This window comes from Aeromonas popoffii (assembly GCF_037818705.1).
In the GTDB taxonomy this organism is placed as follows: domain Bacteria; phylum Pseudomonadota; class Gammaproteobacteria; order Enterobacterales; family Aeromonadaceae; genus Aeromonas; species Aeromonas popoffii.
In genome coordinates, this window is the sequence record NZ_CP149129.1 from 691,528 (window position 1) to 704,286 (window position 12,759).

At 61.9% G+C, this 12,759-nt stretch carries 9 protein-coding genes and 1 riboswitch; of the genes, 5 read left to right on the forward strand and 4 right to left on the reverse strand.

Annotated features, from left to right (window positions below; translation table 11 throughout):
* Positions 1-79 precede the first annotated feature (79 nt).
* The 3 genes from WJM78_RS03290 (at position 80) to WJM78_RS03300 (ending at position 8,557) form a co-directional block, all read left to right on the forward strand.
* On the forward strand, positions 80-3,580 hold the full coding sequence (locus tag WJM78_RS03290; RefSeq protein ID WP_339013556.1) for a PAS domain-containing hybrid sensor histidine kinase/response regulator: 3,501 nt from the start codon (positions 80-82) through the stop codon (positions 3,578-3,580).
* Between the two features lie 173 nt (positions 3,581-3,753).
* Positions 3,754-3,841: riboswitch (cyclic di-GMP riboswitch) on the forward strand.
* A 111-nt stretch (positions 3,842-3,952) separates the two neighbouring features.
* Positions 3,953-6,565: a glycosyl hydrolase family 18 protein gene (locus WJM78_RS03295; RefSeq protein WP_212513797.1), complete on the forward strand. Its 2,613-nt coding sequence runs from the start codon at positions 3,953-3,955 to the stop codon at positions 6,563-6,565.
* 75 nt (positions 6,566-6,640) lie between these two features.
* Complete coding sequence (locus WJM78_RS03300; protein ID WP_339013558.1) at positions 6,641-8,557, forward strand: glycoside hydrolase family 19 protein; 1,917 nt, start codon at positions 6,641-6,643, stop codon at positions 8,555-8,557.
* 61 nt (positions 8,558-8,618) lie between these two features.
* On the opposite strand, the gene WJM78_RS03305 is transcribed toward WJM78_RS03300, so the two are convergent.
* Together WJM78_RS03305 and crp are read right to left on the reverse strand one after the other, a co-directional pair.
* Positions 8,619-9,419 (reverse strand): putative RNA methyltransferase, encoded by an 801-nt coding sequence (locus tag WJM78_RS03305; protein WP_042035045.1) that lies wholly within the window; start codon positions 9,417-9,419, stop codon positions 8,619-8,621.
* Between the two features lie 122 nt (positions 9,420-9,541).
* Positions 9,542-10,180, reverse strand: coding sequence for a cAMP-activated global transcriptional regulator CRP (gene crp, locus WJM78_RS03310; RefSeq protein WP_042035044.1), 639 nt, complete (start codon positions 10,178-10,180; stop codon positions 9,542-9,544).
* Positions 10,181-10,490: 310 nt separating this feature from the next.
* Between crp and WJM78_RS03315 the strand changes: the two genes are divergently transcribed.
* Positions 10,491-10,895 (forward strand): OsmC family protein, encoded by a 405-nt coding sequence (locus WJM78_RS03315; RefSeq protein ID WP_005311765.1) that lies wholly within the window; start codon positions 10,491-10,493, stop codon positions 10,893-10,895.
* A gap of 49 nt (positions 10,896-10,944) precedes the next feature.
* Entirely contained in the window at positions 10,945-11,241 is a 297-nt protein-coding gene (locus tag WJM78_RS03320; protein WP_339013563.1) for an MliC family protein, read from the forward strand.
* A 67-nt stretch (positions 11,242-11,308) separates the two neighbouring features.
* On the opposite strand, the gene WJM78_RS03325 is transcribed toward WJM78_RS03320, so the two are convergent.
* Both WJM78_RS03325 and WJM78_RS03330 read right to left on the reverse strand, forming a co-directional pair.
* The gene (locus WJM78_RS03325) at positions 11,309-11,842 is read right to left on the reverse strand and encodes a DUF4136 domain-containing protein (RefSeq protein WP_339015739.1); all 534 of its coding nucleotides are present in this window, start codon (positions 11,840-11,842) and stop codon (positions 11,309-11,311) included.
* Between the two features lie 15 nt (positions 11,843-11,857).
* A complete protein-coding gene (locus WJM78_RS03330; protein ID WP_339013566.1) occupies positions 11,858-12,727 on the reverse strand; it encodes a phosphoribulokinase in 870 nt (289 codons plus the stop codon).
* Between the last annotated feature and the right edge of the window lie 32 nt (positions 12,728-12,759).

The following is a 12,759-nucleotide window of genomic DNA, read 5'->3' on the forward strand; positions in this document are numbered from 1 at the left end:
AGGAGATGACATTTTTCGGGCACCTCTCTAGACTGCCAGCTGCCGCGCTTAAATATTCAACATGGACAAGGGGTTATCGATGCACCAGGGATGGCTGCTGATCGGGTTGTCACTCGCCTATCTGGGGCTGCTATTTCTGATCGCCTATGTGGCTGACAAGAGCAAGCGCCGTCGCCTCAAGGGGCAACCCCTGCTCTACAGCCTGTCGCTGGCCGTCTACTGCACCTCCTGGACCTTCTTCGGTACCGTCGGTCAGGCCAGCGAATCTCCCTGGTCGCCGGTGCCCATCTACCTGGGCCCCATGCTGGTGTTCCTGTTTGGCTGGCGACTGCTGGCCCGCCTTATCCTGGTGGCCAAGCGTGAGCACATCACCTCCATCGCCGACTTCATCGCCGCCCGCTATGGCAAGTCCCAGCGTCTCGCCATGGTCATAGCACTGATCGCCATCATGGGCATACTCCCGTATCTGGTTTTGCAACTGAAGGCCATAGTGACCGGGCTGGATCTCTTGATGGCCAACTCAGTGTCTGCCGGCCCCACTGGCAATACTGCCGGACTGGCCCTCGGCGTGGCCCTGTTGCTGGCGCTGTTCAGCATACTGTTCGGCACCCGCAACCTGGATGCCACCGAGCACCACAGAGGCATGGTGGTGGCCATCGCCTTCGAATCGGTCGTCAAGTTGCTCGCCTTCGTGACTGTGGGGGGCTTCGCGCTATGGCTTATCCTGAGCAAGCCGAGCCAGGCTCGCACCCTGGTGGCCAGCGACTTTCTCGATGCCGTGGTGGCGGTGACGCCGGGCGGTTTGCTGGAGCTCACCATCTACACCCTGGTCGCCATGTGCGCCGTCATCTGCCTGCCGCGCCAGTTCCATGTGACTGTGGTGGAGAACAACCAGGGCCAGGATCTGCATTGGGCGCGCTGGCTGTTCCCGCTCTATCTGTTCGTGATGGGGCTCTTCGTCTGGCCGCTGGCGCTGGCGGGCAAACAGTGGGTGGGGGCCGACATGGCCTCTGATACCTATGTGATAAGCCTGCCTATGTCACTCGGTTTCGACGGCATGGCGATGCTGGCGTTTCTTGGCGGCACCTCGGCGGCCACCGGCATGGTGATCGTCTCTACCATAGCCCTGGCCATCATGGTCAGCAACGATCTGGTGCTGCCTGTGCTGCTGCGCCGCTTCTGGCAGCAGGGGCGGGACGAGCGGCTGGTGCGCCTGCTGCTGCAGGTACGCCGGGGTGCCATCCTGCTGATCCTGCTGGCGGCCTGGGGGCTCTATCTCTGGCTTGGGGATCTCACCAGCCTGTCGCGCATCGGCTATCTGTCGTTCGGCGCCGTGGCCCAGTTCGCACCGGCCCTGCTGCTCGGCCTCTACTGGCGGCACGGCAATCGCAAGGGGGTCTATCTTGGCCTCGCCCTCGGGGTCAGCCTCTGGTTTGCGACCCTGCTGGCAGAGAGCGGCCTGCTGGCCGGCTCGCCGCTGGAAGCCCTGCTGGCGCCGCCGGACTGGCCTGCCTTCCGCGATCTGAGCCTGGGGACCTGGTGCATCTTTCTGAGCCTCTTGCTCAACCTGCTCGGCTATGTGATGGGCTCCCTGTTGTCGCGGGCGGCGGTGAGTGAGCGGTTGCAGGCGGCTAACTTCGTCGGCAAGCCGAGCCGCGATACCACGGCCCTCTATCAGGCGCGGGTCTCGGTCAAGGAGCTGGAGATGCTGGCGGCCCGCTTCGTCGGCTCGAGCCGGGTCAAGCGGGCCTTCGGTCGCTTCGCCGGCGAGCGGGGCGGCACACTGGCGCCCCAGATGCAGGCGTCGGCCGAACTCATTGCTCACACGGAGCGGCTGCTGGCGGGGGTGTTCGGCACCTCGTCCGCCCGGCTGGTGCTGGCCTCGGCCCTGCAGGGGCGTAACATGCAGCTGGAGGAGATAGCCACCATAGTGGACGAAGCCTCAGATGTGTTTCGCTTCAACCGTGGCCTGCTGCAGGGGGCCATAGAACACATGGGGCAGGGGATCTCGGTCGTGGACAGAGAGCTCAAGCTGGTGGCCTGGAACCGGCGCTACATAGATCTGTTTCACTATCCGCCGGGGCTTATTCAGGCAGGGCGTTCCATCGAGGAGATTATCCGTTACAACGCCGAGCAGGGGCTGTGCGGCCCGGGAGATATCGAGGCCCATGTGGCGCGGCGGGTCGCCTTCATGCTGCGTGGCAGCCCCCACATCTCGGCGCGGGAGCGACCCGATGGCCGGGTGATCGAGATGCAGGGCAACCCCATGCCAGCTGGCGGTTTCGTCATGACCTTTACCGACATTACCCCGTTTCGCGACGCCGAGCGGGTGCTGCGCGAAGCCAACGAACACCTGGAGGCGCGGGTGGCTGAACGCACTCACGAGCTCTCCGAACTCAACCGTCAGCTGCTGCTGGTGAACCAGCAGGTGGAGCGGGCCAACCACTCCAAAAGCCGCTTCCTGGCGGCGGTGAGCCACGATCTGACCCAGCCGCTCAACGCCGCCAGGCTGTTCACCTCTTCCTTGCTGGAGATGTTGCCGCCCCGGGATGAGACGGCCCGCATCGCCCGTCACATCGACGATGCGCTGGGGGCGACCGAGGATCTCATCACGGATCTGCTCGATATCTCGCGCCTCGAAGCAGGCAAGTTCAAGGCCAGGAAGCTGGATTTCGCCTTGCACGACGTGCTTGCCAACCTCAAGGCGGAGTTCGGGGTGCTGGCCCAGGCGGGGGGCATACAGTTCTCGGTGGTGGAGAGCAAGCTGGCCGTGTACAGCGATGTGCGCCTGCTGCGCCGGGTGCTGCAAAACTTCCTCACCAATGCGTTTCGCTACAACCCGGGCGGCCGTGTGTTGCTCGGTTGCCGCCGGATGGGGGACAAGGTGAGCATCGAGGTGTGGGACAACGGCCCCGGCATTCCGGCCGACAAGCAGGAGGACATTTTCGACGAGTTCTCCCGTCTCGATCACTCCCGCACCGCCAAGGAGCAGGGATTGGGGCTGGGGCTCGCCATCGCCCGCGGTATCGCCCTGGTGCTGGGCCACAACCTGACTCTGCGCAGCTGGCCGGGGAGGGGATCCGTGTTTGCCATCACCCTCAACCTGGCGACCCGTCCTGTCGCAACGACGCAGGTGGCGGCCCCCGCCCTGCGGGACAGCCAGCTGGAGGGGGTCCGGGTGCTCTGTATCGACAACGAGAGCGATATCCTCATCGCCATGCACTCCCTGCTGGGGCGCTGGGGCTGCGAGGTGGTCTGCGCCCAGAGCCTGGTTCAGGCTGAGGATCTCATCGCCGGTGGCTTCCTGCCGCAGCTGGTGTTGTCCGATTACCACCTGGATGACGGCAAGACAGGCTTGCAGGCGCTGCACATGCTGCGCCTCGCCCATGGCAACGACATCGGCGGCATCATCATCAGCGCGGATCGCAAGAGCGGGTTGCAGGCACAGATCCGTGAACACGGTTACGGCTATATCAGTAAACCGGTCAAACCGCTCAAGTTGCGGGCGCTGATGAACAGCATATTGCGGCCGGCCAAACTTGATGATGATCACGAAACAAGTAATTCGTCTTATTTTTAATCGCGACCTTGAGGGGGTAGGGTTGGTGTTTTTTTGCTCAATGAGGCGCTGTTTCTTCTCTTTTGAGGCTCTTTATCGATCACATGTGGTCTATTAATAACCGGTCGTTGGTTTGCCCTTCCTTATTTAACTTCTTATAGTCAACTGGCGATTATTTTTTGTCGCAAATCAAGTTGTGCCAAAGGCAAACCGGACGAAAGTTCGGGACGCAAAGCTTCCGGTCTAAGGGTCAGCAGTACCTAAGATAGCGGGGCCACCACAGGTTGTTTCGCCCATGGGCCAAGCCATGGTGCGATGTTGTCTACGTGACCTGTCAGGTTGGCGTTGCCTTTTTCGTTGTTTATTCCAAGAACGAAATAAGGATATTCAACTATGTTAAGTCCAAAACCCTCATTACTGGCATTGTTGGTCGGGGGCCTGTGTGCCTCCTCCGCGTTCGCAGCCGCACCCGGCAAACCCACCATAGGCTGGGGCGAAACCAAGTTCGCCATCGTCGAAGTGGATCAAGCCGCCACCTCCTACAACAAGCTGGTGACTGTCCACAAGGATGGCGCCCAGGTCAGCGTGAGCTGGAACCTCTGGTCCGGTGACGTTGGCCAGACGGCCAAGGTGTTACTCGATGGCAAGGAGGTGTGGTCCGGTGCCGCATCCGCCGCCGGCACCGCCAATTTCAAGGTGACCAAGGGGGGCCGCTACCAGATGCAGGTGGCCCTGTGTAACGCCGACGGTTGCACTCTCTCCGACAAAAAAGCGATCCTGGTGGCGGACACCGACGGCAGCCACCTGGTGCCGCTCAAGGCACCGCTGCAGGAGAACAACAAGCCTTACGCCAACAAGTCCGGCAAGGTGGTGGGGGCCTACTACGTGGAGTGGGGTGTCTATGGCCGCAAGTTCACCGTGGACAAGGTTCCGGCCCAGAACCTGACTCACATACTCTATGGCTTTACTCCCATCTGCGGCGGCAATGGCATCAACGACAGCCTGAAAGAGATCGCGGGCAGTTTCGAGGCGCTGCAACGATCCTGCGCCGGGCGTGAGGATTTCAAGGTCTCCATCCACGATCCTTGGGCGGCCATCCAGATGCCGCAAGGCAGCCTTACCGCCCATGACGAGCCCTACAAGGGCAACTTCGGCAACCTGATGGCGCTCAAGAAGGCCTATCCTGACCTGAAAATTCTCCCCTCCATCGGCGGGTGGACCCTCTCCGACCCCTTCTTCTTCTTCGGTGACAAGACCAAACGCGACACCTTCGTCGCTTCGGTGAAAGAGTATTTACAGACCTGGAAATTCTTCGACGGGGTGGATATCGACTGGGAGTTCCCGGGGGGGCAGGGGGCCAACCCCAAACTGGGCAGCGCCTCTGATGGCGAGACTTATGTGCTGCTGATGAAGGAGCTGCGCGCCATGCTCGATGAGCTGAGCGCAGAGACGGGCCGCACCTACGAGCTCACCTCCGCCATCAGCGCTGGCGGTGACAAGATTGCCAAGGTGGACTATCGCGCTGCCCAGCAATACATGAATCATCTCTTCCTGATGAGCTACGACTTCAACGGTGCCTGGACCAACACAGGGCTGGGCCACCAGACCGCGCTCTATGAGGCGAGCTGGGATCCCAACACCAAGTACACCACCGACAAGGGGGTGAAGGCGCTGCTGGGCCAGGGCGTGGATCCGGGCAAAGTCGTGGTAGGCGCGGCCATGTATGGCCGTGGCTGGACCGGTGTCAGCGGCTATCAGGGCAACAACCCCTTCACCGGCACCGCCACCGGCCCGATTGCGGGCAGCGAGGCGGAAGGGATCTGGGAGAAGGGGGTCATCGATTATCGCGGCATCGCCAAGGGCAAGATGGCCGGGGACTGGCAGTACAGCTACGACGAGGCGGCCGAGGCGCCCTATGTGTTCAAGGCCTCCACCGGCGAGCTCATCACCTTCGATGACGAGCGTTCAGTCAAGGCCAAGGGGCAATATGTGCTGGCCAACCAGCTCGGCGGCATGTTCGCTTGGGAAATCGATGCCGACAATGGCGACATTCTCAATGCCATGCACGAGGGGCTGGGCAACGGGGAAGGCACAACACCGCCGGTCAACAAGCCGCCGGTGGCCAGTGCAGGCAATGATATCGTCGTGACGGGCCCGGCCGAGCTGGTGCTGGATGGTTCTGCTTCCCGCGATCCGGAAGGGGCCGTGCTGAACTACAGCTGGACCCAGATCTCCGGTCCCAAGGCGACCCTGAGCGATGCCAACCAGGCCAAGGCCAAGGTGAGCGTCGACGCGGTCAGCCAGGACGTGAATCTGGTGTTCGAACTGACGGTGACCGACGATCACAACCTCAGTGCCAAGGATCGGCTGGTAGTGACCAACAAGGCGCCGCAACCCAACCTGCCGCCTGTGGTGACGGTGCAGGACAAGGTCTCGGTAGAGGCCGGCAAGCAGGTGGCCATCACCGCCAACGCCAGCGATCCCAACGGCGACACCCTGAGCTATCAGTGGATCGTCCCGGCCGGGTTGACCACCAGCGGTCAGAACAGCAAGACCCTGGTGGTGACAGGCCCCAACGTGACCGTGGAGGCCGGTTATGACCTCACGGTCACCGTGACCGACGGCGCGCTGGATGCCCAGGCCAAGACCCGCCTCACCGTGACCCCGGTCAGCGGTGGCGGTGACTGCAATGCCACCGATCCCGATGCCGCCAACTGGCCTGCCTGGAAGGCCACGACCACCTACAGCGGTGGCGAGAAGGTGAGCCACAACCAGCTGGTATGGCGCGCCAAGTATTGGAGCCGAGGCAATGAGCCCACCCCAGGGGCCGATCAGTGGCAGCTCGAGAGCAAGGTCGAGCTGGGCTGGGATACCGCAGCTGCCTATAACGGCGGCGATCTGGTCAATCACGGTGGTCGCCGCTGGCAGGCCAAATGGTGGAATCAGGGCAATGAGCCTGGCAAGTCCGGCGTCTGGCTTGATATCGGGGTCGCCAGCTGCCCGTAAGGGGGCAGCCCCAGACATGATGGCGGGGCTGGTCTGGCCCCGTCCCTTTTCGAAGAAAACCGGAGAACAACAATAATGAACAGAAATCGTACGACACTTCTGTTTGCCAGCCTGATGCTGAGCGGACACCTCTGGGCGGCTGACGTCTACAACATCAATCAGGGTTACAGTGGCGGCAGCCAGGTCAGTTTCAACGGCAAGATCTACGAAGCCAAGTGGTATGCCAATCCGGGCCAGAGCCCGGCGCTGCAGGTCGCCAATGAATGGGACTCTCCGTGGACCCTGCTGGGTGACGGCGAGGCGACCCCGTCCGATGGCGGCGGGGGCATCACACCGCCAGTGGAGGGGGGGAGCGGTGCGACCGAAGGCGCCCCCGTCTACCTGAGCCAGAGCGAGCTGGATGCCAGGGAGCAGACACTCACCGACTTCCCGGCCATGGCGGCAGTCAAGGCCTCCATCGCGACCCGTGACAATGCCGTGGTCGAGGCGGTGGCCCCCGGCCTGCCGCTCAACCCCGCCAACGTCAAGCGGGTCGAGGGGGTGATCAGCGAGTCGCAGTTCAACTTCCTGTTCCCGCTGCGGGCCCCGGAATACACCTACCGCGGCTTCCTGCAGGCGGTGGCCAAGTTCCCGGCTTTTTGCGGCGACTACAGCGACGGACGCAATGCCGAGGCTATCTGCCGCAAGTCGCTGGCCACCATGTTTGCCCACTTCGCCCAGGAAACCGGCGGTCACGAGAGCTGGCGACCCGAGCCCGAGTGGCGCCAGGGGCTGGTCTGGGTGCGGGAGATGGGCTGGACCGAGCAGATGCGCGGCGGCTACAACGCCGAGTGCCGGCCGGATGTGTGGCAAGGCCAGCAGTGGCCGTGCGGCAAGTTCGAGAACGGCGAGTTCAAGAGCTATTTCGGCCGTGGCGCCAAGCAGCTGTCGTACAACTACAACTACGGCCCCTTCTCCGAGGCCATGTTCGGCACAGTGCGCACCCTGCTGGATAACCCGGAGAGAGTGGCGGACACCTGGCTCAACCTCGCCAGCGCCGTCTTCTTCTTCGTCTATCCACAGCCGCCCAAGCCCTCCATGCTGCACGTGATCGACGGCACCTGGCAGCCCAATGCCCACGACCGGCAGAACGGGCTGGTGCCGGGCTTCGGGGTCACGACCCAGATCATCAACGGCGGGGTGGAGTGCGGCGGCGCGGCCGAGCATGCCCAGTCCCAGAACCGCATCACCTACTACCAGGCCCAGGCCCAGTATCTGGGAGTGCCAGTGCCGGCAGACGAGGTGCTTGGTTGCAAGAACATGAAGTACTTTGACGAGGCGGGTGCGGGCGCCTTGCCTATCTATTGGGAGAATGACTGGAGCTATGTGCCGGGCAACCCCAATGGCGGCAAGAGCTATGCCTGCAAGCTGGTGGGTTACCAGACCCGTTTCAGCGCCTTCAAGGCGCGGGATTACAGCCAGTGCGTGCAGCACTTCTTCCCCGAGGTGGTGATCGAGGACAACAGCGGTGGCAGCAACCTGCCGCCGGTAGCCAATATCAGCGGCCCGAGCGAGGCGTTGGGCGGTGCGACCGTGCTGCTGTCCGGCCAGGGGTCGAGCGATCCGGAAGGCAAGCCGCTCGACTACGCCTGGACCCTGCCCGCTGGCGCCACGGCGTCGGATCTGACCCAGCCCACCCTGAGTACCACCCTGCCAGCTACGCCGGTCAGCGATACCCGCTACGGTTTCGTGCTCAAGGTAACCGACGAGAAGGGGCTCAGTCGCAGTGTGACCCATGAGATCCTGATCAAGGGCAGTGGCGGCACTACGCCGCCGGATGGCAACCCTCCTTACAAAGCAGGTACGGCCTACAAGGCGGGGGACAAGGTGAGCAATCAGGGGGGCAACTACCAGTGCAAGCCTCACCCCTACAGCGGCTGGTGCGCGGGTGCGGCCTGGGCCTATGAGCCTGGTAAGGGCACGGCCTGGGAGGATGCCTGGATCAAGCTGTGACGACTGTATTCGTTCAATAAAAAAGGCCCGTCAGGGCCTTTTGTCATGGGAGGACGCGTCATCAGAGCGGCTTTTGCCACAGGCTCAGCAGCAGATCCTGTTCCAGCTCGTCCGGTCCCTGCTGGGTAAAGGCGTGGCGCTGTTCACCGCTGGCGCGCCAGCCGAGGCGGCTGGTTTCCAGGATGAAGCTGCGCAGGGAGTGATCCATGGTCATGGCGAATTGGCAACGCTCCTGGCCCAGAGGGGTGAGGCCACCGAGAGTGGGCCAGCTCAGCGGGTGCTCCATGCTCACCGGGTTGAGGCTGACCCTCAGCTGCCACTGGTGGCGTGGGCCCGGTTGCAGGTAAAGCAGGTAACCACCCGGTGCCAGCCAGCTGACCAGCTGCTCTGTCTTGATCTTGAGATCGTTGACCAGCAGTACCTGGGCCGTGCCCGGTTGCAGCGGGGCGCGCGCCGGATCGGCGATGACGAACTGGCCCTGCGGTTGTACCTTGTTGGCGGCGAAGATGGCGTTCTTGGCCAGATCAAATCCGCCAAATTGCCACTCGGGCAGGCGTTCGGCCAGGGCGCGGCAGTAGTAGCCTTCGCCGCAACCCAGGTGGATCAGCTCGCGGGGGCCGAGCGGGGCGAGCAGGGCTGCCATGGCATCCACCAGCGGCGCCTGGTGACCCTGTTCCAGGAAGTTGCGCTTGGCGCGCATCAGGGCGCGGCTGTCACTGTCCTTGGGGTTCTTCTTGCCGGGAATGAGATCCAGATAGCCTTCCGGAGCCGGATCGAAATGGTGCTTGTTGTCGCAATAGACCCCGCGGGATGCTTCGTGAAGATGCAGGGGGCTGCGGCAAAGGGGACATTGAAGATGCATACACACTCGCTTGGTTGAGGCCGGGGAAGGGCGTGCAGGATTATAGGGGAGACGATCAGAAAAGGCTGCCGTGGCAGCCTTTTTTATCCAACGGTCCTGTGCTGAGCCGTCAGGGAACCCTGTCAGCGGGTGCCAAACACCACTATTGTCTTGCCGTGGGCGGAGATCAGCTCCTGCTCTTCGAGCATCTTGAGGATCCGGCCGACGGTTTCGCGGGAGCAGCCAACGATCTGGCCTATCTCCTGACGGGTGATCTTGATCTGCATACCATCCGGGTGGGTCATGGCATCCGGCTGTTTGGCCAGATTGAGCAGGGTCTGGGCGATCCGGCCGGTGACGTCCAGGAAGGCCAGGTTGCCGACTTTCTGACTGGTGTGCTGCAGTCGAGTCGCCATCTGAGCGGAGAGACGCATCAGGATTTCCGGATTGACCTGGATCAGCTGACGGAACTTCTTGTAGGAGATCTCGGCTACTTCACAGGAGCCCTTGGCGCGCACCCAGGCGGAACGCTCCGGAGTCTCGCTCTCCTCGAACATGCCCATCTCGCCCAGGAAGTCGCCCTGGTTCAGATAGGAGAGGATCATCTCCTTGCCTTCATCGTCCTTGATCAAGACGGCCACAGTGCCCTTGACGATGTAGTAGAGGGTTTCCGCTTTCTCACCCGCATGGATCAGGGTGCTCTTGGCGGGATACTTATGAATGTGGCAGTGCGACAAGAACCATTCCAGGGTGGGATCGCTTTGCGGTTTGCCAATGACCATGAGAATTCCTCTGTAGTGTCTTTTTATGGACTCGTGCGTCCGGGCAAGCTGCCAACCTTGCCATTCCTTGTATTAGTCGCAGTAGGATAAGAGCCTTTGTCTGTGCTGACAAGGATTTGAGGGCTTTTGCCAGATCCCCTTGTTGCCCATTGCGCTATCTCGCCCATTTTAGGGAAGATGGCGGCATCAGATGTTGATTTTGATCTAGTTAGCCTGCAAGTTCGCGAAAATAGCGGACATGTGCCGCTGCCGCGTCGTCTGGGGTATGCTATGTCACTCAGAACTGTCGTTATTTAAGAGGAAATGTGAGATGAAAGCCAAGGTCAGCTGGGTGGAAGGCATGAAGTTTGTCGGCGAGAGTGAGTCCGGTCATCAGGTGACTCTGGACGGCGCCAACCCCGGCGAAGGTGCCAGCCCGATGGAGATGATCCTGCTGGCGGTGGGCGGTTGCAGCTCAATCGACGTGGTCTCCATCCTGGAGAAGGCGCGTCAATCCGTGACCGCTTGCCATGTGGAGCTGGAAGGGCAGCGAGTGGAGTCGGTGCCGCGGGTATTCGAGAAGATCCACCTCAACTTCGTCGTGACCGGCAAGGGGCTGGCGGAGAAACAGGTGGCCCGTGCAGTGGATCTGTCGATGGAAAAGTACTGTTCCGTTTCCCTGATGTTGGAAAAAGCGGTAGAAATTACCCATAGTTATCAAATTCTTGAAGCCTGATAGCCACGACTCTGCCGATTGAATACCACCATGACATAAGGAAAGTGCAATGAAAAACATAACCCTGTTACTTCCTCTGCTGGGGCTGGCGGCCTGCAGCATGCCGCAACCAACCCAGTACCAGTACAGCCAGTACCAGTGCGGGGAAGAGCTGTTGGCCGTGGCCTATGATGCCCAGGCCGAGATGGTGCAGTTCCCCTATGCCGGTGTGTATCACAAGCTGGGACGGGTGGAAGCGGAGTCTGGTGACAAGTATTCCGACGGTGTCACCACCTTCTGGAGGCAGGAAAAGCAGGTCCTCCTCACGCAAAAAGGGGTGACCCTGCTGACCTGTCAGCGCAAGTGATTGTCATTGTGTGATCGCAACGGCCTGCTCGCGCAGGCCGTTCTGTTTTATGAGGAAGGGCTTCGAATCAGCGGGTCGGCAGGGTGTTCAGCATCTGGCTGGCCAGTTGCTGGCTCAGCTGGCGGCGTGACGCCTCCGGGATGGCCACATCGCTGGCGAGGGAGATGGTGCTGCTCCACACCGCCTGCTGGGTGCGCCGGTCGAGCAGCACTATGGCCAGGGTGCCCTTGCGATCGCCCGCTTTGGCCTGCAGCCCGGGGGTCATGCCGAGGCGGGCGAAGATCTCGCCATCGCTCAGATCCTTGCTGCCCGCGACGCCGATGGCGACCCAGACATCGGCCTCGGCGAGGGGCACACTTTGCCAGCCTTTGCTGCCGAGCGCCTGATTGACCGCCTGCTGCACCGGCTCCAGCCAGCCCTCGGCATTGTCACCCGCATACTGGAACTGCTCGGCCAGCGCGTAGCGCGGCGTCGCCCCGAACGGCCAGTTGGTCGCGGGTCGCACCACCATGGTGCCCGGCTCGACGGTCGGTGCGGCGGGGCCGCTGCTGCAACCGCCCAGCAGGGCGGCCAATACCACAGAGAGAAACGCTAGCCGCATCATAAACTCCTTGGCTCAGGTGATCTTGCCGGTTTCGAGCAGTTGCTGGATCAGCGGGCGCAGGATCAGCTCCATCGCAAAGCCCATCTTGCCGCCCGGTACCACTATGGTGTTCATCCGTGACATGAAGGCGCCATCTATCATCGACAGCAGGTAGGGGAAGTCCACTTGCTTGATGCCACGAAACCGTATCACCAGCATACTCTCGTCCAGACTCGGGATCACCTTGGCACTGAAGGGGTTTGAGGTATCCACGGTCGGCACCCGCTGGAAGTTGATGTGGGTGCGGGAAAACTGCGGTGTGATGAAATTGATGTAGTCATCCATGGAGCGGACGATCGAATCGGTCACCGCCTCGCGCGAATGCCCGCGCTCCGAGGTGTCGCGAATGAGCTTCTGGATCCACTCCAGGTTGACGATGGGCACCACGCCGATGAGAAAGTCCACGTGGCGGGCCACGTTGTGATCCTCGGTGACCACGCCGCCGTGCAGCCCCTCATAGAACAGCAGGTCGGTGTCGGCTGGCAGGTTCTGCCAGGGAGTGAAGGTGCCCGGCATCTGGTTGAAGGGCACCGCCTCGTCGAAGCTGTGCAGATAACGCCGATACTGACCGCTGCCGTTCTGGCCGTACTCCTGAAAGAAGGACTCCAGCAGGCCGAAGTCGTTGGCCTCGGGGCCGAAATAGCTGATGTGGCGCCCCTGTTCGCGCGCCTTGCGGATCGCTACGTCCATTTCCGGTCGGGTGTAGCGATGAAAACTGTCCCCTTCCACGACCGCCGCTTTGTAACCCAGCTGATGAAACATGGAGCGAAAGGCGTTGGTGGAGGTGGAGGTGCCGGCACCGGACGAACCGGTAACCGCAATAATGGGATGCTTGGCCGACATAGAATTCTCTCTTCCTTGGGCGTTCCGTTATA

Excerpts from the sequence above, each read along its gene's own strand:
- WJM78_RS03290 (WP_339013556.1), top strand. The coding sequence starts at position 80 with ATGCACCAGGGATGGCTGCTGATCGGGTTGTCACTCGCCTATCTGGGG.
- WJM78_RS03295 (WP_212513797.1), top strand. The coding sequence starts at position 3,953 with ATGTTAAGTCCAAAACCCTCATTACTGGCATTGTTGGTCGGGGGCCTG.
- WJM78_RS03300 (WP_339013558.1), top strand. The coding sequence starts at position 6,641 with ATGAACAGAAATCGTACGACACTTCTGTTTGCCAGCCTGATGCTGAGC.
- WJM78_RS03305 (WP_042035045.1), bottom strand. The coding sequence starts at position 9,419 with ATGCATCTTCAATGTCCCCTTTGCCGCAGCCCCCTGCATCTTCACGAA.
- crp (WP_042035044.1), bottom strand. The coding sequence starts at position 10,180 with ATGGTCATTGGCAAACCGCAAAGCGATCCCACCCTGGAATGGTTCTTG.
- WJM78_RS03315 (WP_005311765.1), top strand. The coding sequence starts at position 10,491 with ATGAAAGCCAAGGTCAGCTGGGTGGAAGGCATGAAGTTTGTCGGCGAG.
- WJM78_RS03320 (WP_339013563.1), top strand. The coding sequence starts at position 10,945 with ATGAAAAACATAACCCTGTTACTTCCTCTGCTGGGGCTGGCGGCCTGC.
- WJM78_RS03325 (WP_339015739.1), bottom strand. The coding sequence starts at position 11,842 with ATGCGGCTAGCGTTTCTCTCTGTGGTATTGGCCGCCCTGCTGGGCGGT.
- WJM78_RS03330 (WP_339013566.1), bottom strand. The coding sequence starts at position 12,727 with ATGTCGGCCAAGCATCCCATTATTGCGGTTACCGGTTCGTCCGGTGCC.